This is a genomic window from Thalassobaculum sp. (assembly GCF_040219215.1).
GTDB lineage: Bacteria > Pseudomonadota > Alphaproteobacteria > Thalassobaculales > Thalassobaculaceae > Thalassobaculum_A.
Map to the genome: position 1 here is coordinate 743,297 of NZ_JAVJSX010000008.1, position 19,844 is coordinate 763,140.

General features: G+C 65.4%; 22 protein-coding genes and 1 tRNA gene. 8 read left to right on the plus strand and 15 right to left on the minus strand.

Annotated features, from left to right (window positions below; translation table 11 throughout):
• The first annotated feature begins 15 nt into the window (after window positions 1-15).
• Window positions 16-1,098 carry a TauD/TfdA family dioxygenase gene (locus RIC54_RS08940; protein WP_350087062.1) on the plus strand — a complete coding sequence of 361 codons (1,083 nt, stop codon included), beginning with the start codon at window positions 16-18 and terminating at the stop codon, window positions 1,096-1,098.
• Window positions 1,099-1,343: 245 nt separating this feature from the next.
• A complete protein-coding gene (locus tag RIC54_RS08945; protein WP_350087065.1) occupies window positions 1,344-2,759 on the plus strand; it encodes a GSCFA domain-containing protein in 1,416 nt (471 codons plus the stop codon).
• 71 nt (window positions 2,760-2,830) lie between these two features.
• On the opposite strand, the gene RIC54_RS08950 is transcribed toward RIC54_RS08945, so the two are convergent.
• The 6 genes from RIC54_RS08950 to RIC54_RS08975 form a co-directional block, all read right to left on the minus strand.
• Window positions 2,831-3,271: a hypothetical protein gene (locus tag RIC54_RS08950; protein WP_350087068.1), complete on the minus strand. Its 441-nt coding sequence runs from the start codon at window positions 3,269-3,271 to the stop codon at window positions 2,831-2,833.
• Between the two features lie 12 nt (window positions 3,272-3,283).
• Window positions 3,284-4,906, minus strand: a complete 1,623-nt coding sequence (locus RIC54_RS08955; protein ID WP_350087071.1) for a GMC family oxidoreductase — start codon at window positions 4,904-4,906, stop codon at window positions 3,284-3,286.
• A 347-nt stretch (window positions 4,907-5,253) separates the two neighbouring features.
• Complete coding sequence (locus tag RIC54_RS08960) at window positions 5,254-7,092, minus strand: DUF7380 domain-containing protein (RefSeq protein WP_350087074.1); 1,839 nt, start codon at window positions 7,090-7,092, stop codon at window positions 5,254-5,256.
• 35 nt (window positions 7,093-7,127) lie between these two features.
• Entirely contained in the window at window positions 7,128-7,925 is a 798-nt protein-coding gene (locus tag RIC54_RS08965; RefSeq protein ID WP_502989656.1) for a reverse transcriptase domain-containing protein, read from the minus strand.
• Window positions 7,843-8,052: a hypothetical protein gene (locus RIC54_RS08970; protein WP_350087080.1), complete on the minus strand. Its 210-nt coding sequence runs from the start codon at window positions 8,050-8,052 to the stop codon at window positions 7,843-7,845. Before RIC54_RS08970 ends, RIC54_RS08965 begins: the two co-directional genes overlap by 83 nt.
• Window positions 8,053-8,372: 320 nt before the next feature.
• Window positions 8,373-8,449: transfer RNA gene (locus tag RIC54_RS08975), tRNA-Pro, on the minus strand.
• Between the two features lie 237 nt (window positions 8,450-8,686).
• Here RIC54_RS08975 and RIC54_RS08980 point away from each other — a divergent pair.
• Window positions 8,687-9,700, plus strand: a complete 1,014-nt coding sequence (locus RIC54_RS08980; RefSeq protein ID WP_350087083.1) for an Ldh family oxidoreductase — start codon at window positions 8,687-8,689, stop codon at window positions 9,698-9,700.
• Window positions 9,701-9,703: 3 nt separating this feature from the next.
• Here the strand turns inward: RIC54_RS08980 and RIC54_RS08985 are convergent, their stop codons facing one another.
• The 3 genes from RIC54_RS08985 to RIC54_RS08995 form a co-directional block, all read right to left on the minus strand.
• Window positions 9,704-10,102, minus strand: a complete 399-nt coding sequence (locus RIC54_RS08985; protein WP_350150938.1) for a VOC family protein — start codon at window positions 10,100-10,102, stop codon at window positions 9,704-9,706.
• Window positions 10,099-10,287, minus strand: coding sequence for a hypothetical protein (locus RIC54_RS08990; RefSeq protein ID WP_350087089.1), 189 nt, complete (start codon window positions 10,285-10,287; stop codon window positions 10,099-10,101). The genes RIC54_RS08985 and RIC54_RS08990 overlap by 4 nt, the downstream gene beginning before the upstream one ends.
• Window positions 10,288-10,398: 111 nt before the next feature.
• On the minus strand, window positions 10,399-10,959 hold the full coding sequence (locus RIC54_RS08995) for a type 1 glutamine amidotransferase domain-containing protein (protein WP_350087092.1): 561 nt from the start codon (window positions 10,957-10,959) through the stop codon (window positions 10,399-10,401).
• A gap of 270 nt (window positions 10,960-11,229) precedes the next feature.
• On the opposite strand from RIC54_RS08995, the gene RIC54_RS09000 reads away from it, so the two are divergent.
• Window positions 11,230-11,496: a DUF2061 domain-containing protein gene (locus tag RIC54_RS09000; RefSeq protein ID WP_350087095.1), complete on the plus strand. Its 267-nt coding sequence runs from the start codon at window positions 11,230-11,232 to the stop codon at window positions 11,494-11,496.
• Window positions 11,497-11,502: 6 nt separating this feature from the next.
• Here the strand turns inward: RIC54_RS09000 and RIC54_RS09005 are convergent, their stop codons facing one another.
• On the minus strand, window positions 11,503-12,516 hold the full coding sequence (locus RIC54_RS09005; protein WP_502990174.1) for a polyprenyl synthetase family protein: 1,014 nt from the start codon (window positions 12,514-12,516) through the stop codon (window positions 11,503-11,505).
• 120 nt (window positions 12,517-12,636) lie between these two features.
• Here RIC54_RS09005 and RIC54_RS09010 point away from each other — a divergent pair, with 120 nt between their 5' ends.
• Complete coding sequence (locus RIC54_RS09010) at window positions 12,637-12,855, plus strand: putative signal transducing protein (RefSeq protein WP_350087101.1); 219 nt, start codon at window positions 12,637-12,639, stop codon at window positions 12,853-12,855.
• Window positions 12,833-13,594: a tRNA1(Val) (adenine(37)-N6)-methyltransferase gene (locus tag RIC54_RS09015; protein WP_350087104.1), complete on the plus strand. Its 762-nt coding sequence runs from the start codon at window positions 12,833-12,835 to the stop codon at window positions 13,592-13,594. The genes RIC54_RS09010 and RIC54_RS09015 overlap by 23 nt, the downstream gene beginning before the upstream one ends.
• A 6-nt stretch (window positions 13,595-13,600) precedes the next feature.
• Here RIC54_RS09015 and RIC54_RS09020 read toward each other — a convergent pair whose 3' ends face one another.
• Window positions 13,601-14,893 carry an NCS2 family permease gene (locus RIC54_RS09020; RefSeq protein ID WP_350150942.1) on the minus strand — a complete coding sequence of 431 codons (1,293 nt, stop codon included), beginning with the start codon at window positions 14,891-14,893 and terminating at the stop codon, window positions 13,601-13,603.
• Between the two features lie 213 nt (window positions 14,894-15,106).
• Here RIC54_RS09020 and RIC54_RS09025 point away from each other — a divergent pair, with 213 nt between their 5' ends.
• Together RIC54_RS09025 and RIC54_RS09030 are read left to right on the plus strand one after the other, a co-directional pair.
• On the plus strand, window positions 15,107-15,970 hold the full coding sequence (locus RIC54_RS09025; protein WP_350087110.1) for a S49 family peptidase: 864 nt from the start codon (window positions 15,107-15,109) through the stop codon (window positions 15,968-15,970).
• A gap of 95 nt (window positions 15,971-16,065) precedes the next feature.
• Window positions 16,066-16,326: a hypothetical protein gene (locus tag RIC54_RS09030; RefSeq protein ID WP_350087113.1), complete on the plus strand. Its 261-nt coding sequence runs from the start codon at window positions 16,066-16,068 to the stop codon at window positions 16,324-16,326.
• Window positions 16,327-16,365: 39 nt separating this feature from the next.
• Here the strand turns inward: RIC54_RS09030 and RIC54_RS09035 are convergent, their stop codons facing one another.
• From RIC54_RS09035 to RIC54_RS09050, 4 genes are all read right to left on the minus strand, one after another.
• Window positions 16,366-17,706 carry a DEAD/DEAH box helicase gene (locus RIC54_RS09035; protein ID WP_350087116.1) on the minus strand — a complete coding sequence of 447 codons (1,341 nt, stop codon included), beginning with the start codon at window positions 17,704-17,706 and terminating at the stop codon, window positions 16,366-16,368.
• A 40-nt stretch (window positions 17,707-17,746) separates the two neighbouring features.
• A complete protein-coding gene (gene infA / locus RIC54_RS09040) occupies window positions 17,747-18,025 on the minus strand; it encodes a translation initiation factor IF-1 (protein WP_007668460.1) in 279 nt (92 codons plus the stop codon).
• 71 nt (window positions 18,026-18,096) lie between these two features.
• A complete protein-coding gene (locus RIC54_RS09045) occupies window positions 18,097-18,303 on the minus strand; it encodes a cold-shock protein (protein ID WP_007668461.1) in 207 nt (68 codons plus the stop codon).
• Between the two features lie 253 nt (window positions 18,304-18,556).
• Window positions 18,557-19,741: a benzoate/H(+) symporter BenE family transporter gene (locus RIC54_RS09050; RefSeq protein WP_350087121.1), complete on the minus strand. Its 1,185-nt coding sequence runs from the start codon at window positions 19,739-19,741 to the stop codon at window positions 18,557-18,559.
• Window positions 19,742-19,844 lie beyond the last annotated feature (103 nt).

The window sequence follows — 19,844 nt, forward strand, 5'->3', positions numbered from 1 at the left end:
CGATCGGTTGCCGGAATGTCTCTGGACTTCGAGACGTCGGCCGCATGGCGGGTCGAGGACATGCAGCGCGACCGCGGCTGGATATTCACTCTCGACGACCCGCAGCGCGCGCAGCTGGCCCGGGCGGCGCGGGATGCCTTCGATCCGGATCGGCCACTGTTCGACTATGCCCGGTCGGATTTCGACCTGGGTCCAGGTTGGGACGTCATCGCCGCCGCGGCTCGCGAGGCGCATTTCGGCCGCGGCGTTTCCCTGGTGAAGGGTCTGCCCCGCGAGGAGCTGAGCGCTGGGCAGTTCCGGCTGCTGAACTGGGCGATCGGTCTCAACCTGGGAGTCGCGCGGCCGCAGGGCAAGGCGTCGCAGTACATGTCCGAGGTCCGAGCGGCGGGGACCGACTACCGTTCGGCCGGGGCGCGCGGATACAGCTCGAACGCCGGGCTGGATTTCCACGTGGACGCCAGCGATCTGGTCACGCTGGCCTGCTACAACAAGGCGAAGGCCGGCGGGCAGAGCATGGTGTCCAGCAGCGTTTCCGCCTGGCGGATACTGGCCGCGGAGCGTCCGGATCTGGCCGAGATCGCCCGGCAGGACTTCCACCTCAGCCGCAACCAGGAGGAGGCGGCGGACGAAGCCGCGTTCTATTCCCAGCCGCTGTTCGACTTCGAGGGCGGCCGCCTGTTCTGCAAATGGAACCGCAACCGCGTGCGCACGGCGCAGGCCCTTGAGAGCGTGCCGCCGATGACCCGGGCCCAGCACAACTGCGCGGACCTGCTGGACGCGATCCTGCAGCGTCCGGAGGTGATGTTCACGATGTGGCTCGAGCCGGGCGATCTGCAGATCATGAACAATCACGTCATGCTGCATTCGCGCACCGCGTTCGAGGACTTCGACGAGCCGGAACGCAAACGGCTGCTGTACCGGCTGTGGCTGGCCCCGCTGGACTCCATGCGCCTGCCCGAGACATGGCGCCAGTACTTCCGCTCGATCGAGCCCGGCACCATCCGCGGCGGCTTTCGCGGCCACCATCACGATGAGAGCTGTCGGGCGTTCGAGCGGCGGCAGGCCGGGAGCCTCGGAATGCCAACAATGATCGTCTAAGCGACGATGAAGTGGACCGATTCAGAGTTTTCTAACTCCATTGAACGCAAGACTGTGGGCAATTCGACTTTGTGGAGCATCTCAATTCATCACACAGACCTCGTCGAGCTGTGCGATATAAAGAAATCGGGGCGGATAGGCTGCACGCTTACGGCCAATAAAGACCTATCGGAACAGCCAGTGCCCATATTCTGCTTGGCATTCAATCTCAGGTTTTGTCCATCGGATGATATGGCGGGAACAAAATGAGCACCGAGAGCATCGCGGGCAATTCTGTTGCAGGCTTAACCCCGCCAGCTATGCGTATAGTTCTCAAGGATCTGCGTGATGAGGGACGTTATGATCAACTCTTGGCGAATGCTGAAGAGTGGTGCCGTTCGAATCCGTTTGATTTAGAGATCGGCGTGCTGTTGGCGGAAGCTGCGCATTCGTTGAACAATCACATGAAATCCCTTCAGTATTTCAAACGTTTGGTTCAGTTTCTACCAATGAATATCAGTATGAGGGAGCATTATTGCCATCATCTGGTTAAAACGAATCGGCTTGAGGTCAGCATTCAGGAACTAAGAAAGATCCTGATCATCGCACCGGCCACTGTAGCGCATATTTCCAACCTTGCGGCCATCATGCGGGCAATTGGCGACAGCATTCAGGCGAAGAAACTCTACAAGCGATCGGCCTGGGCCGATCCGACCAATCCGAGCCAACGCTGGATGGCTGAAAAGGCGACCACCGATGAGGGTGTAATTGGAAAGTTGGCGACGGAAAGTCGGAAAGGGTTGGAGAGTCCACAGTTCTATCGTGCTGATCAGACACGCTTCTTTCCCCGTCGCATCGAGGACTTTGATGATATCGACGCCATGCTGGAGCGCGATGTTTTTGCGACGTTTGTGCCGAAAAGCACATTGTTCCGGTCGAACGATACAGTAATCGCCTTCGGTTCCTGCTTTGCGGGGCGTATCCGAAAGTGGCTAACCGAAGCGGGACGCTTGTCGCGCCAGATCGAGGTTCCGGAGGGGCTCAACAACAGCTTCGCCATTCGCCAATTCTTCGAATGGACGTTGACGGGCGACCAATCGACTCAGGACTACTGGATCGACAAGAACGAGGACGGCTCTCTGGTGCAACGCGGCGTCGATGAGGAGCGCGAAAAGTTCTTTGAACCGATGCGCAATGCCGGCGGATTCGTGCTGACCTATGGCTTGTCGGAAGTGTGGCGCGATAGGCGTACCGGCGGTGTGTTCTGGCGCGGAATTCCCGAGGCGCGGTACATGCCCGACCGGCACAGCTTCGAGGTCAGCACTGTCGAGGAGAATGTCGAGAACATTCGGCGGGTCATTGAACTGGTGCGCACGCACTGCGGCGACATCCCGATCATCCTGACTTTATCGCCGGTGCCGTTGACCGCGACCATGCGTGAAAACTCGATCTTCGCTTCGGATTGCGAGAGCAAGTCGATCCTGCGGGTCGCCATTGGCCAGATCTTGCGGGAGCAACGACCGAGCGTCTATTACTGGCCGGCTTTTGAGGCCGTGCGATGGTTGGGTGGGCACATAGAGGGGCGGTCATTTGGCGAGGACAACAATCCCTTTCACCCCAGCGATCGAATCGTCAAGCGCGTTATAGACTTGTTCGTGCGTTCGTTCTTCGATCCAATTTGAAATATACAGAGCATACTAAGTCCACGATCTCGTCATAGCTGGCGCGCCCGGTCTGCGAGCCGGCGCTCCGCCTATCGCCGGTAGCCCTTGCCGCGTGCCTTCACCGCCTCGAGGGACGAGAGATCGCCGGACGGAATGGAATGGCCGTTGGGAAACGGCGGGCCGGGCCGGGCGCCGATGGCGGTGCGCACCCGGTCCGACTGGTAGTAGCTGTCGTAGATTCGAAAGACCAGCCGCCGGAACGCGGGGGCGTCGCTTGAGGAGAAGACGCGGACCAAATCGACGCGCCGGCTGATCGCCAGGTCGGGGAAGTTGTCGTCGAACCGCTCGAGGATCCCGATCAGCTCTTCCTGGAACTCCGGCGCCTGCTCGCTCAGATACGCCGTAAAATCGATCTCCCGGGCGCTGGGCAGGGTGCCATCCGTGCTGGCCGGCAAGACGGTGTCCAGCAGGGCCGACAGCCGCCGGAGCTGCGCGTCGGTGCATGCGGTTGTGGTGGTCGCGTTCTCCACGGATCCGGCCCCTCAGTCGTCGAACAGGTTGGCGAGATTGGCTTTGATCCGGTCGCCGATGTAGAGCGCCAGCGCCTGGATGGTGCTGGTCGGGTTGACCCCGCCGGCGGTCACGAAAATGCTGCCGTCGACGATGAACAGGTTCTTCACGTCGTGGCTGCGGCCCCACGAGTTCACCACCGAGCGGGTCGGATCGGTACCCATCCGCGCGGTGCCCAGAAGGTGCCAGCCGCTGGGGCGCAGCAGGGGGGTCTCGAGGATCTCCTTGGCGCCGGCCGCCCGCATCACCTCCTTGCCCCGCTCAAGGCCGTGGGCCAGCATCTTCTTGCTGTTCTCGCTGAGCCGGTAGGTGATCTTCGGCGCCGGGATGCCGTTGGAATCCGCCAGTTCGGGATCGAGCGTCACCTGGTTGCACTCTTCGGGCAGGTCCTCGCAGACCGCCAGCACCTGCACGGTGTGGTCGAAGCGCTGGCGGAACTTCTCGTGATGGCCCGGACCCCAGGGGATGTCGCCGCTCGCCAAACCCCGCATCGCGGTCGCCAGCGGCCCGCCGGCGCCCCGGGTGACCTGCATGTTGTAGCCGCGCACGAAGCCGCGATCCGGATCGGTCTCGTAGAACTCCTTGCTCAGGATGCAGCAGCCGTTCGGTCCCTTGTGGGTGTCCAGCCGTTCCTCGAAGACGCCGGTGGCCAGGGCGACCGGGTGGAACATCAGGTTCTTGCCGACCAGCCCGCTGCGGTTGGCCAGCCCGTCGGGAAACTGCGGCGACTTCGAGTTCAGCAGGATGCGCGGCGTGCCGACGCCGTTGCAGGCCATGATCACGACCTCGGCTTTCTGGACGCACTCCCGACCATCGGCGTCGTAGTAGATCACGCCGTCCGCCATCCCGTCCGCGTTCACCGTCACCTCGCGCACCCGGCAGCGGGTCCGCAGCTTGACGCCGGCTCTGATCGCCTCCGGCCAGTAGGTGATGTCGGTGCTGCCCTTCGCACCCTGCGAGCATCCGGACATGCAGGGATTGAGGTTCAGGCACTTGTCCCGGCCCTCATAGGGCTGGGACAGGATCGCGGCATCGGACGGCCACCAGTGCCATCCCAGCCGGTCGAAGCCCCCCGCCACGACCTCGCCGACCCGGCCGATCGGCAGCGGCGGCAGCGGCGGCTGCTTCGGCGGGTACATCGGGTCGCCCGCCAGGCCGGACACGCCCATGATCCGGTCGTTCTGCACGAAGTACGGCTCCAGGTCGTCGTATGAGACCGGCCAGTCGTCGGCGACGCCGTCCAGGGTCCTTACCCTGAAGTCGGAAGGGTGCAGCCGGGGAAAGTGCGCGGCGTAGCCGATGGTGCTGCCGCCGACGGCGTTGAAGTTCAGCACGTCGATCGGCGAGTCGGTGTTATTGACCGGATAGTCGGCCTCCAGCCCGCGGACGTTCGGGTCGACGTGAAATGCGCCGAACTGCTGGGCCTCCCAGTTCTTCCGGGTCGTCGGATACTGCGACGACATCATCCAGTCGCCCTGCTCCAGGCACAGGATGCGCATCCGCGTCTCGGTCAGGCTCCAGGCAATCGCGGCACCCGACGCGCCGGCGCCGATGATCAGGACGTCCACCGGCTCGTTGCTAGGCGATGCACTCATCTCGGCCACCCGATCGATCTACCGACACACGCTCGAACACCATTGTCGAGCGGTTCGAACGAGTATCCAAGCGCGATTGTTCGAGGCAGGCTCGGCGAGACCTCGACGCGGTCCGACCAGTGCGTGCCCATGCCGCTCGACAAGCGGCGGCACATCGGGCCGCGAGAAGCGGTCGATGTGAAATCAGCGGGCTTGCAGGTTCGAAGAGAAGAAGTTGGTCGGGGAGAGAGGAGCCGCCGACCGGCTCGCACTATGTTATCAAAATCAGCTACTTACTATTCTACTTTGCACTGAAGCTTACCAAGCCTGTGTAGCAGAGGAAAGCCCGAAGCGGCGCTCCTCGCGCGCTACTCGATGGATGTGCCCGCATCGGACGCTGGCTCCTCTGCGGGCTTCCGGAACCGCGCTCGCACGGGGCGCATGCACAGATGGTATATGAACCACCAAGCGTAGATCGCCGGGCCGGAGTAAAAGTCGTCATGTGCCATTTGCCCGTGGGCGATGCGGTTGCGAAGATTGGGACCATGCGGGTCGCCGAACAGCACCTTGAGTTCCAGGAATACGTCCGGGCTCAGCATGGGCTCCAGAACGGATCGATGATCGCTCAGGATCGTTCCCATCTGGATCACGGTCTGAATTCCGTGCTTGTCGCGCCGCGTAGTCTCCACGCCGGAGCGTGCCAACAACAAGCGGAGCGAGTTCTCCAGTTGCGGAACTAGGATCGAAAGCGCGTCTTCGTAGTCTCCGCGCAATCCGGCGAGAAGCCCGCGCGCGAAGAGCACCTCGTGGCCCTCGGGGACGAGTGGGTTGTGGAGGACCAGGTCGCGCAGGTCATGTAGCGAGAACCGATGCTCGAAATCGATCTGGTTAACTGCCGGGATGATAAGAGCCTGGACGGTGAAGCCATGCGAAAAGGCCGTCTGTTCGACCACGCGCTCCCATACTGCGGCTTCCGCCTGAGCCTCATCCCCCAAGAGCCCTGGTGTCCGATGGGCAATCACCCTGCCGTCGCGCTCAACCCGCTGTCCTCCGACTAGGTTTTGTAACGGAAACCGTCGCATCAGCTCCTTGGAGTGCCCCGCCGCTTGCTCAAAGTTCGTTGGGCTAGCAACCCCAGCGAGGGCAACAAAGGCATCCCGCATCGGCCTGCCGGACACGTGCTCTCGAGCCCGCCTAATCCAGTCGCTTATATCGATGCCGTCGGTCCGTATCTCATGCATGGCTTGGACAGCCAGTTGCTGGGCCTCTCGTAGGCGCTCATACACTTCGGCTGTCTTCTCGCGCATACTGGGGATGTTGCGATACGCTTCGTGCGCCGCCTCTAGGAAGTGGGCGGCCTGGAGTTCGCCGCCCTCTCCGGAATGGAGTTCGGCCTGACGTTCGAACGTCCGCGCGATCGCAACCCTCGCTTCGCGTTCGCCTCCGTGATCTTTGGCACTACGTCGCCAGCGGGCCGCGTTCTCGTAGTGGCTGCGCGACCGCCAGTAGTCCCGTTGCCCCTCGGCCGCTTCGGCGGCTTTCCGCGCAAGTGTGCTCATCGCGTCAGGGTCGCCGAAGCGGAACTCGTGGAGCAGTTCCATGAGTTCGGAAGTCAGGTAGAGCGGATCATTTCCGTTCAATTCGAGGACCCGCCGCTCCATTTCGGCGAGGACGGTGGTCAACAAAGTGCTGTCCCTGATCTGCGCAGCGAGGCGAAGGGCACGTTCCATCCGCTCCGCGTAGGGCGGCCAGTGCTCTGGATCGAACAGGCGTTCGGCCGTTTCAAGATAGCTGCGGATGGCTAGGCGCGCCGCGTCCGGATTTCTGAGCCGGTCCCATGTCACATCGGAAAGTCGCGCGCGCAGCTCGGGGTCAACCACCGCCTGCGCCAGGGTCCACACGCCCTCCGCCGTGGCTTGGTCCATGTCCGAAAGTAGGATGGAGCGCCCGTCTGAGGTCACCAGTAACGGACGGAACGGCTCAGCAGTGTTGGCGGCTTCGAGACCGACCTGGGTAAGCTGTCCCAGCAAGTGCCATGCCTTAGCCTCCTCAGGGCGTCTTGCCTCGTCAGCCGATCTGGAGCGAGCGAAGAAGACCCGGCCGTAGTCTTGGCATTCGGCTGCTTCGCTCTCGGCCAAGGCCTTGGCGATAGCAAGTTCGGAGAGGACGTCGGCGGTGGTGCCGAACGGAAAGGGGATGTCACTCATGCCGGACCTGGACCTCCGTTCTACGCCTACGAACGCTACGGCGACACCGGAGCCAGCCCGACCTCCGCTCGCAGGATGTCACCCTGCCGAACGTCGATCATGTCGACGTAGCTGATAGTCGCCATGGCAGAGGCATCTGGACCAGAACCGGCGAGCCGCTGCCGGAAGTCAAGGAGCCGATCCGGCATCAGCTCAAGCCGGCCATGCGAGAGGCGAATGTTGAAGGCGACCACCGTCCTCGATGGTCTCTGGAGTTTTGCTCCATTCACCAGGAAGCCTGAGATCGTCGCAGCTTCGACGAGCGTATCGACGGCTTCGGAAAGCGTCGCCTCATCATCGACGTGGCTCAGGACCAGGTCATCGACGTAGAGCGACACCTTCACGCCTTTTCGCCTCAATCCTGCGAGCTGGCGACCAAGGTAGCTCTCCGCGAGCGCGATCGAAGCGAGAAGCGGGGATTGCACGAAGCCGTAGGGCACGAATGCGCGGCCGCCGTCGCGAACGGTGCTCGCACTTGCGATCTCGCCGGCCTCTTTGTACGTGAATCCGAGGCGTTTCAGGGACCTGACGATCTTGGATCGACCAACTGTCCCGAAGAAGTTCGAGAGGTCGATCGCGGCGAAGAACTCGCTGCCGAGATGCATTTCCAGGGCCGCCAAGTGGCCGCCGCTCTTCAAATGATAGCACCAACTCGGCGCCCGCCATCGACCTGCCAGCCGAGCTTTGATTGCCCTGCCGGCGTCCTGTTGGTCATCGGTCTGGACGTAGCAATGCCTGCCCGGCTTGACCTCGAACCGAAATCGATAGTTGTCGGCCAGATAGCCTCTCCCCAATCAGCTTGACGTAGTTAGCGGCCGGACCTGCGATGATCATGATCCAGTACGCGAGCTTCAGAAGCTCGGTAACCAGACGCGTGATCAAGCAGGCCAGGCCGAGATAAAAGAAGGGCTTCTTCGTCATCTCGGAACTCCCACACCCCCGGCTGCCTGGCGAACGCTGAAGTTGCGTCCGGCCGTAACCAATCAGCCGATTACCATGGCAATCCATAGCAATCGCATGCAGTCGTTCGCTGATCCGTGGATGCTGATTGCTCAGCCAACGTGAACCCTCGAACCACCTGTGGAAGTCCCTCATGCCGGGGACGTTGTTCGAGATGGGTATCGTGATGCCGTGTTCAAGCTGAATAGTCGGAAAAATGCCGACGCATCGCGAACGTCAGCTGAATCTCCACTTCGCCCATTCCGAACGATGCGTGGTTTCCTAGCTGAGTCTGAAGAAGTTGGTCGGGGAGAGAGGATTCGAACCTCCGGCCCCTGCCTCCCGAAGACAGTGCTCTACCAGGCTGAGCTACTCCCCGACCGGTACGGGCGATAGGCTGCCCGCCGGGATGCGAGGGCGTGATATAGCCGCTCGCCGATGCCGCATCAAGCCCGGATCGTCCATTGCGCCATATGAATTGCGCCGGCGTGCCGCGGCCTCCGCTGCGGGCCGTTCCGGAGGGTTTTCGACGGTGCGTTCCTCTGGTTAGCTGTCGGCCTGTCCGCGCCGGAACCCGACATTCATCCGCTGCGCCATTTGTCCGAGGAGACCTGCCATGGCCACCGTCCGTCTCAGCCTCGACGAGGTGCACGCGCTGGCCGTGCGATGCCTCACCGCCAACGGCTGCGACGCCGAGAACGCCCGCGCGGTGGCCGACATCGTGAGCGCCGCGGAGCGGGACATCTGCCTGTCGCACGGCCTGTTCCGGATCCCGGGCTATGTCGCCTCGCTGCGCAGCGGCAAGGTCGACGGCAGCGCGCGGCCGGTGGTCGACGACCTGGCACCGGCGGTGGTCCGGGTCGACGGCAGGGGCGGGTTCGCGCCGCTGGCCCTGGAAGTCGGCCGCGGGCCGCTGGTCGCCAAGGCCCGCTCCCAGGGGGTGGCGGCGCTGGCGCTGAACGACATCCACCATTTCGCGGCGTTGTGGCCGGAGGTTGAGGCGCTGGCGGAGCAGGGGCTGTGCGCCTTCGCGTTCACCGCGGCGTTCCCGTACGTCGTGGCGGCCGGCGGGCGCAAGCCGATCTACGGCACCAACCCGATGGCCTTCGCCTGGCCGCGCCCGGGCCGCCATCCGCTGGTGTTCGACCAGGCGTCGTCGGCGCTGGCCCGCGGCGAGATCATGATCGCCGCCCGCGAGGGTCACGAAGTGCCGCCCGGCACCGGCATCGACGCCGAGGGGCGCCAGACCACCGATCCGAACGCCATCCTGGACGGCGGCGCCCAGTTGCCGTTCGGCGGCTACAAGGGGGCCTCGATTGCGCTGATGATCGAACTGCTGGTCGGCGCGCTGATCGGCGACAAGTTCAGCTTCGAGGCGCTGGCGGCCGACAACAACGATGGCGGGCCGCCGAAGGGCGGCGAGTTGCTGCTCGCCATCGACCCGGCGCGCTTCGGCGACCCCGAGGGCTTTGCCGCCCATGCCGAGCTGCTGTTCGGTGAGATCACGTCAGAGGACGGCGTGCGGCTGCCGGGCGACCGTCGGCGGCGCAACCGGGAGGCTACGGCGCGCGACGGCGTGGCGGTCGACGCGACCCTGCACGGCAAGCTGGCCGAACTGGCAGGCGGGTGAACTTCACAAGGGGCGGGCGAAGCTGATCTCGTGTCCGTCCGGGTCGACCATGTGAAAGTAGCGCTCGCCCCACGGGGCGTCGCGCGGCTCGAATTCCGGTTCCACGCCGCGTGCCACCACGGCGCGGTAGCTCGCGTCGACGTCGCCGACGTGCAGGATCACTCGTCCCCACCAGGCCGGTGTGCCACGACCGGCCTCGGCGGTGAGGTTGAGGCGCTGCTGTCCGGCGGCCAGGGTGGTGAACGAGGCGTCCGGGCCGCCGGCCACCACTTCAAGCCCGAGCCGCTCGTAGAACGCCACGGCATGCGCCATGTCGCCGGTCGACAGCGTGATCGCGCTGATCGATTCGATGCTGGGCGGGTCTGTGAGCAGGGGTTCGTCGTCGGCCAACGCTGCGATCACCGCTTCGGGTCGGGGACCGGCCGCTTCGGCCGCTTCTTGGCCTTGCCGTCTTCGTCGTGGTCGGGAGCGCCCGATCCGGTTCCCGGGGTAATCGACGGCGGATCGCTGGCCGGGAACGAATCCTCGAGTTCCTGATCGAGCTCCCGATCCTTCTGGCGCTTCGACTTGGTGTCGCTGTCGGTCATCGTTGCGTCCTTGCTGGGTCACCGGCGACCAGATCAGTCGAGCCAAGGGTCGCTGGCATTCGTTGAGACAACCCGCCCCCTGGCGGTTGGTTCCAGCGGGGCCTGCGGATGTCAGGCGGTCGCCGAGCTTGGGTTGGCGTCTTCAATTTCGTCGATGATGGCGGCAATGAACGGCATGAGGTCCTTTGGCGACCGGCTGGTGATGATTCCGCCATCCACCACCACCTCGGCGTCGATCCAGCGGGCGCCGGCGTTCTCCAGGTCGCGACGGATCGATGGATAGGACGTCACGTCCCGGCCGCGAACCGCATCGGCCTGAACCAGAAGCCACGGCGCGTGGCAGATCGCGGCGACCGGTGTGCCCCGGTCGAGAAAGCTCATCACCACGGCCATCGCGTCATCGTCGATCCGCAGCAGGTCCGGGTTGATCTGCCCTCCTGGCAGGACCAGGGCGTCGTAGCGTCCCGGCTCGACCTCGGCAACCGGCAGGTCGGCTGGCGCGGTGCGGCCCCAGTTCGCCTCGTCCCAACCTCGGATCCGCTTGCCGTTCGGCGTGGCGAGCTGGACCGTGGCGCCCGCCGCGCGCAGTTCGTCGCGCGGCACCTCCAGCTCCGACTGTTCGAAGCCATCGGTTGCCATGATCAGGATCCTGGCGTCTCGGATCTCGGGCATGTTCGTCTCCGTGGATTGGCATCGCAACTTGGGTATCAGGCCAGGAGACTGTGGCGCAGAAGCGGTTGTTCCATGGTCCCGTCAAAGTGGCGTGAGGATTTTTGGTTTGATCGCCGGGGCCAAAACGCGGATGTTCCCGCGGACGGGGTGGTCGCCCGAAACACGACCCGCGGGATTTGAACGGGCAGCTTGCGACCGCGACACCAAATGCTAAAGCGCCACGGGGAGATGCTCCGTGGGCCCTTGTTTGGAACAGGGCGGAGGATTCCCATGGCGGGACCCGACCAGAATCAGACCGAGCGCACCGATCCTGCGGGCAGCAAGCCACAGCGCGTGGTGACCACGCATCGCCGGTCGCTGGCGAAGACGGTGAGCTGGCGCGTCACCGCGACCATCGACACCTTCATCATCAGCTTCTTCGTGACCGGCAGCTTCGCCTGGGCCAGTTCGATCGCCGGGCTGGAGGTGCTGACCAAGATGGGGTTGTACTACCTGCACGAACGCGCCTGGGCGCGCGTTCAATGGGGCGGGCTGTAGGCTGCGTCAGTAGGCGCGTTCCACGCAGAAATCGACGAGTTCCTCCAGCGCCGCGCGGTAGGGGTTGGCCGGGAATCCGCGAAGCGCGGCCTGCGCCGCGTCAGCGTAGTCGCGTGCTCGGTTCAACGAGGCCTCAAGCGTCCCGTGCTTGGCCATCAGTCGCTGGGCCTCGGCCAGGTCGCCGTCACGTTGGTCGAGGTCGCCGATCGTGCACTTCCAGAACGCCCGCTCGCCGACGTCTCCGGCCTGGTACGCCAGGATGACCGGCAGGGTAACCTTGCCCTCCCGGAAGTCGTCGCCGACGGTCTTGCCCAGCGCTGCCTGCTCGGCGGCGTAGTCGAGCACGTCGTCGACCAGCTGGAAGGCGACGCCGAGGTCACGGCCGAAGCCTTCCAGCGCCATCTCCTCGGCTTCCGGACGCTCCGCCACCACCGGCCCGATCTGGGCTGCCGCCGCGAACAGCTGGGCGGTCTTGCAGCGGATGACCTCGAGATAGGCCGCTTCGGTGGTCTCGATGTCGTTGGTGGTAATCAACTGGTGGACTTCGCCCTCGGCGATGATCGCCGATGCGTCCGACAGGATCTTCAGCACCTTCAGCGATCCGTCGCCGACCATCAGCTGGAACGCCCGGCTGAACAGGAAGTCGCCGACCAGCACGCTGGCCTGGTTGCCCCAGACCGCGTTAGCGGTGTCCTGGCCGCGCCGCAGGTCGCTTTCGTCGACCACGTCGTCGTGCAACAGGGTGGCGGTGTGGATGAACTCCACGCAGGCCGCCAGTCCGATGTGCCGTTCGCCGGTGTAGCCGCACAGTCCGGCGGTCGCCAGGGTCAGCATCGGCCGCAGCCGCTTGCCGCCGGACGCCACGATGTGACCGGCCAGTTGCGGGATCAGGGCGACCGGACTCTGCATGTGTTCCAGGATCGCCCGGTTCACTTTCAGCATGTTGGCGTCGACCAGACGACGCAAGGCGTCCACGCTCGCGTGGCGTGGCGTTCGTTCGGCGTTCACCGGGGCGGCGATCGATGGCACGGCATCTCCTGCGTCGCTTGACGCCTCAGGGACTGGCAGCGAGCATAGAAAGGTCCCATTCTCGGTCAAGTCAACAACCGGTCACCCATCAACGCGGAGGCTTAACGCCGCATGCGAGAGTTGCTGCGCACCAACGACCTGGTCCGGCTGTCTTATCTCGAGGCGCTGCTCAAGGCGGAATCGATCGAGGTCATGATCCTGGACGGTCATACCAGCGTCCTGGAAGGCAGCGCCGGAGCGATCCCGCGCCGGCTGATGGTCGACGAGGACGACTACCATGCAGCGCGCCAGACTCTGGAGGCGGTGGGTGAGCGGGTCGACGAGCGCTGAGCCGGCGATCACCGACGATGCATTGCTCGACGGCCGGGTCCGGTTGCTGCAACCACGCGACGGCTACCGCGCCGCGGTCGACCCGGTGCTGCTCGCGGCCTCCGTTCCGGCCCGGGCCGGGCATCGGGTCCTCGATCTCGGCTGTGGCTCCGGCGCGGTCTTCCTCTGCCTGTTGGCGCGGTCTCCGCAGATCGCGGTGGTCGCCGTGGAGCGGGATCCGGAAATGGCACGGCTGGCGCGGGAGAACGCGGAGCGCAACGGCCGCCTTGAGCAGGTGGCGGTCGTCGCCGCCGACCTGACGGCGTTGCCGGTATCCTGGGAAGCGACGGCGTTCGACCAAGTGGTCTCCAACCCGCCGTTCCTGCCCGCCGATCGGGCGGACCCGTCGCCGCGGCCGGGCCGGGCGTCGGCCGGTGTCGAGGCCACGGCCGATCTCGGCGCCTGGATCGACCGCGCCCATCGCTGCCTGAAGCCGAAGGGGAGGATCTCGGTGATCCACCGAGCCGACCGGCTCGACGATCTGCTGGCGGCACTGTCCGGCCGGTTCGGCGGGACCGTGGTGTTTCCGCTGTGGCCTAAGGTCGGGCGGGAGGCCAAGCGCGTGATCGTCACGGCCAGGAAGGGCGTGCGGTCGCCGCTGCGCCTGTCGGCCGGCCTGGTGCTGCACGACGAAGCCGGAGGCTATACGAAAGAGGCCGGCGCCGTGTTGCGCGGCGCCGGCCTCGATCTGGCTGAATGAGCCTGATCAGGAGATCAGGACGAACTTGGCCACGAACGCCGCGCCGATGACGTAGACAGCCGACGACACCTTGCTGGCCTGTCCGGTCGCCACCTTGATGACGACGTAGGCGATGAACCCGAACCCGATGCCGTTGGCGATCGAGAAGGTCAGCGGCATCGAGATTGCCGCGATCACCCCCGGGGCCGATTCCGTCATGTCGTCCCAGTCAAGCTCGGCCAGGCCGCGGGCCATCAGGCAGGCCACATAGACCAGCGCCGGGGCGGAGGCGTAGGCCGGGATCGTTCCAGCGAGCGGCGAGAAGAACAGCCCGAGCAGGAACAGGCCCGCCACCACGCAGGCGGTAAGGCCGGTCCGACCGCCGGCCCGGATGCCGGCCGCGCTCTCGATGTAGCTGGTGGTGGTCGAGGTGCCGAGACCGGAACCGACGACGGTGGCGACCGAGTCGGCCATCAGGGCCTTCTTGAGGCGCGGCAGGCGCCCCTGTTCGTCCAGCAGGCCGGCCCGGTGCGCGACACCGACCAGGGTGCCGGCGGTATCGAACAGGTCGACGAAGAAGAACGCGAAGACCACGGCGATCAGCCCGACGTTGAGCGCCCCCATGATGTCCAGTTGCATCAGGGTCGGAGCCAGGCTGGGCGGTGCCGACATGATGCCGCCCGGCGGGCTGATGCCCATGAGCACGCCGATCAGGGTGACGCCCAGGATCGACAGGATGATCGCGCCTGGTACCCGCAGATGGTCGAGGATGACCATGGCCAGGAAACCCGCACAGGCCAGAAGCACCGCCGGCGAGGTGATGTCGCCCATGCCGACCAGGGTCGCCGGGTGGTCGACGACCAGTCCGGCGTTCTTCATGCCGATGATCGCGAGAAACAACCCTATGCCGGCGGAGATCGCGATCTTCAGCGAGCGTGGGATGGCGTTGACCACCCATTCGCGCACCGGCAGCAGCGACAGGATGACGAACAGCACGCCGGACAGGAACACCGCGCCGAGAGCGACCTGCCACGTGTAGTTCATTCCCAGGACGACGCCGTAGGTGAAGTAGGCGTTCAGGCCCATGCCGGGCGCCAGCGCGATCGGGTAGTTGGCGTACAGCCCCATGATCGCGGTGCCGATGGCCGCGGCCAGGCAGGTGGCGACGAACACGGCCCCCGGGTCCATGCCCGCATCCGACAGGATCATCGGATTGACGAACATGATGTAGGCCATCGTCAGGAAGGTGGTGATGCCGGCCACTACTTCCGTGCGGACCGTCGTACCGTGCTCGGAGAGCTTGAAGGTGGATTCAAGCATGCGAACCCCCATGAAAGGACCGGACGCCCCCCGCCCAGTCGACGCCGATCAGTGTGCGAGCCGGAGCCATTGCTGTCGAGCAGGACCCGATGGACTGCGGAACCATTGAGGTTTGCAGCAACCGGGCCCGCCGGTGACCCAGGGGAAGACGGCCGGGAATCGGGCTGCCGCTTGCGCATTGTGGTGCGGGGCGCGGTGCCCTATTTAGCGTGGATGTCCTGGTATGATCCGATCATCGACAGGGTGCGCGGTCGTCCGCCCATCGTGTCCGTCGTTCCGTTGCGCGGAGTCATCGGCAATCTCGGCCGAATGAACCGCGGCCTGACCATTGACGCGCTTTCCCCCTTGCTCGAGGCGGCGTTTCGACCGCGCTCGGTGACTGCGGTCGCCCTGGTGGTGAGTTCGCCGGGCGGCTCGCCGGTCCAGTCGGAGTTGATCGCCGGACGGATCCGGGATCTGGCGGCCGAATGCGACAAGCCGGTCGTGGCGTTTGTCGAGGACGTGGCGGCGTCCGGCGGGTACTGGCTGGCCTGCGCGGCCGACGAGATCCGGGTGACCGGAACCTCGATCGTCGGTTCGATCGGCGTGATCAGTTCCGGTTTCGGGTTCCAGGAGGCCATCGGCAAGCTCGGCATCGAGCGGCGGGTGCACACCGCCGGCTCGCGCAAGGCTCTGCTGGATCCGTTTCAGTCCGAGCGTTCCGACGATGTTGCCCACCTGAAGGCGATCCAGGGCGAGATGCACGAGCGGTTCATTTCCTGGGTGCGGTCGCGTCGAGGCGACATGCTGAAGCTGAACGACGACCCGGAGTTGCTGGAGGGCAAGTTCTGGACCGGTACCCGCAGCGTTGCCCTTGGGCTGGCCGACGGGGAGGGCGAACTTCGGCGGACCCTGCGCGAGCGCTACGGCGCGCGGACCCGCTTCCGAGTGCTGCGGCGCAAGCAGGGCCTCGCCGGACGGATCGGGCTGGCCCGGTCGGGATGGGGTAGTACCGTTGACGGGCCGCTGGCCGGCTGGGCTGATGGCATGATTGCGGCAGTCGAAGAGCGGGCGCTCTGGTCGCGGTTCGGCCTTTGAACCACGAATACAGTTTCCGGGTAGTGCCGGTAGTGCTGCAGTCGAATCAGCGCCGGCACACTTGCGTCGACACCGGTGCGGGGTAAAACGGGACCATGTTGGGATTCAGTCTTTCAAAGCTCATGGTGCTCGCCGCGATCCTTGGTGCGGTCTGGTACGGCTTCAAGCTGATCGGCCGGTTGGACGCGGCACGCAAGCGCAAGGTCGATTCCACGGGGCGTGGCGACCAGGCCCGGACCGGTCAGGGCCGGTCGGACTCAAGCCAGCCCGCGCCACGACCGGACGGCGTCGTCGATCTCATCCAGGACGAGACCGGCGCCTATGTCGCCAAAGAAAAACGGGACGATCGCATCTGACCGTCCCGCTTCATCAATCTCGATAATGCTCCGCCGGGATTAGGCCGACGGGCGAGCCTCCGCCGAGCGTCGCGGGCGCCGGTTGCTGTCGTTGTTCGACGACTTGCCCTGCGGCCGGCCGCGGCGTTGCGCGTCCTGCTGCGGGCGTCCGCCGCCACCACCGTTGTTGTTGCGGCGGGCGCGCTGCGAAGCCGCCACCGGCGGCCGTCGGCCGGACCGGTACTGCGCCTCGATCGCGGTGTCGTGGAAGCCGTGGGTGGAGTCGACGTCGATGGTCCGCCGGATCTCCGACTCGATCGCCATGAAGTTGCCGATCTCCTCGTTCTCGCAGAACGAGACCGCAATCCCGCCGGCGCCGGCGCGCGCGGTGCGGCCGATGCGGTGGATGTAGGTTTCCGGCACGTCCGGCAGGTCGAGGTTGATGACGTGACTGATCTCGTGCACGTCGATGCCGCGTGCCGCGATGTCGGTCGCCACCAGGATCGGCAGGCGGCCGCGCTTGAAGGCGTCCAGTGCGGTCTGGCGGGCGCCTTGGCTCTTATTGCCGTGCAGGCCCTCGGCGGTCAGGCCGTCGCGCCGCAGGGAATCGACCACGCGGTCGACGCCATGCTTGGTGCGCACGAACACGATGGCCCGGCTGACGTCAGGCGCGCCCAACAGGCGGGCCAACAGCGTCCGCTTGTTGGCGCGAGCCACGAACATCACGCTCTGCTGGATGCGCTCGATCGGGGTCGAGGTCGGCGTGATCTGGACCCGTTCCGGATCGCGCAGCAGGCTCTCGGTCAACTCGACGATCGACTGCGGCATGGTTGCCGAGAACAGGGCGGTCTGCCGGTTCGCCGGCACCAGGGCGGCGATCCGCTTGACGTCGCGCACGAAGCCGAGGTCGAGCATGCGGTCGGCCTCGTCGAGCACGAAGTACTCAACTTTGTCGAGGAACACCGCGCGCTGGTTGATCAGGTCGAGCAGTCGGCCCGGGGTTGCGATCATCACTTCGACGCCGCGCTGCAGGGCGACGGCCTGGGGCCGCGCCGAAACGCCGCCGTGAACCAGGGCGTGGCGCAGGCCGATCGAACGGCCGAAGGTCTCGACGACCCCGGCAATCTGAACCGCCAGTTCGCGGGTCGGTGTCAGGATCAGCGCACGCGGCGCCTTCGGGATGCGCTTTTCGCCGGCGGCAGCCAAGCGGTGCAGCATCGGCAAGGTGAATGCCGCAGTCTTTCCGGTCCCGGTCTGAGCCAGGCCGATCAGGTCACGACCGGCCAGCAGCGGTGGGATTGCTGCGACCTGAATCGGGGTGGGGGTGGTATAGCCGCATGTCGCGGCGGTCCGCAGAAGCGACTCGGCGAGGCCGAGCGAGCGGAAATCTTGAACAGTCATACAAGTCCTCAAATGCGCCCGCGGCGCCGGACGGAACCCGTCAACGGCGCTTTCGCGGGGGAGGACGCCGCACGCCTGGCCCTGGGGCTCCGGCGCGTTCGTCCTTGTGTCGGAAGTTGATGCGCCCTTTTGTCAGATCGTAGGGCGTCATCTCGACGGTCACTCGGTCTCCCGCCAGAATTCGGATCCGGAACTTCTTCATCCGGCCGGCGGTGTAGGCGATGATATCGTGACCGTTATCGAGCTCTATCCGGTAGAGCCCATCCGGTAGGACGTCTTTCACGACGCCCTCGAATTCAATCAGATCGTCTTTGGCCATGCTCGCTCCTCAGCGGTTGGCGGAGGGACGCGCCCGGCCTGCGGCCGGGCGCGAGTTCGAGCGTTGCCCAGTCAGAGGGGACGCAGATCGGTAGCGGCATACTTGCCGTTGCGACCGCGCTCGACATCAAACGAAACCTTCTGGCCCTCGTTGAGGGACGCGATTCCGGCGCGTTCAACAGCCGAGATGTGGACGAAGACGTCCGCAGAGCCATCCTCGGGCTCAATGAAACCATAGCCCTTGGTCGCGTTGAACCACTTAACAGTACCGGTAGCCATTGGGGTATCTCCCAAACGTGGAACATCCCGCCGCACCTTTGCAGCGAGGGGTAATCAAACTGCAGTTTGGGAGAAAACCAACTTCGCGGTCGTGCCGTGACTCGGAGACACCCAAGCGCGTTCGATGGCGCCTATATGATGCACATCGCCCGGTTGCGCAAGATAATATCGTATTGAGACGGCGCCCGCCGGACCCTCATAGAGCGATCCAATCGGCATGGCCGTCCCGTCACCGGGTCTGTTCATCGAACCTTCATATGGGGTGGCGAAGCCGCGACAGCAACCACAAAGTTCCGCCGGCGATCAAACCCCAGAACGCCGCGCCGATTCCGAAGAACGACAACCCCGACGCCGTGGTCACGAAGGTCAGGACGGCGGGCAGCCGATCCTCCTCGCGCGCGAACCCGCTGGCGGCCGCGGCTCCCAGGCTGCCGAACAGGGCCAGGCCGGCGACCGCCTGGATCAGCAGCGGCGGCGACGCTGTGACGAACGCCGCCGCTACCCCGGCGAACAGGCCGATCACCACATAGGCGGCACCGGCGATCGACGAGGCGATCCACCGCCGTGACGGATCGGGGTGGGCATCCGGGCCGGCACACAGCGCGGCGGTGATCGCGGCAAGGTTGACCGCGTGCCCGCCGAACGGGGCGCCGGCGGCGCTGGCCAGACCGGTCGCCACGAAGATCGGCCGGACCGGCGGCTGATAGCCGTTGGCGTTCATGACCGCGAGGCCCGGCAGGTTCTGTGCCGCCATGGTGACGATGAACAGCGGCAGGGCGATGCCGACGGTGGCGTCGACCGAGAAGGTCGGGACCACCAGGACCGGGGTAGGCCATGAACCTGTCAGGGTGCCTTCCGGGATCTCCGTTGCGAAGGCGATTACTCCGACGGTGACGAGGACGGCAATCGGCACCGCGTACGAACGCGCGTATCGCCAGGATATCGCCCAGGCCAGCACGATCGGCAGTGCCAGTTCGGGCATTGCGCCGACCGCGCGCATCGGTGCAAGGCACAGGTCCAGCAGGACCCCGGCCAGCATGGCGCTCGACAGCGCCGGCGGGATTGACGAGACCGCACGGGCGAACGGCGTCCACAGCCCTGCCGCGACCACCAGGGCGGCGCTGATCAGGAACGCCCCGACCGCCTCCGAAAACCCGGCGTCCGGCACCCCCGTCGCGATCAGCAGGACCGCACCGGGCGTCGACCACGCGATGCTGATCGGCATCCGCATCCTTACGCTGAGCCAGATCGCGACCAGACCCTGGGCGACGCACAGGGCCAGCAGGCCGGATGCCGCCTGGGCCGGCGAGGCGCCGGCCGACGCCAGTCCCTGGAGAACGATGGTGAACGCGCTGGCGAAGCCCACGGTAGCGGTCAGCAGGCCGACCGACAGCAATTGCAGCGCGGACCCTGAAGATGGCGTCGTCTGTTCGGTCATGGAGGCTCCGCGCGTGGCGCCCGGAGCGATGCGACCCGACCGGGCTGTTGTCGGAGTCGAGTTTAGCGTAGAATTGGATCCAATCAACGAACGGCTATTGAAT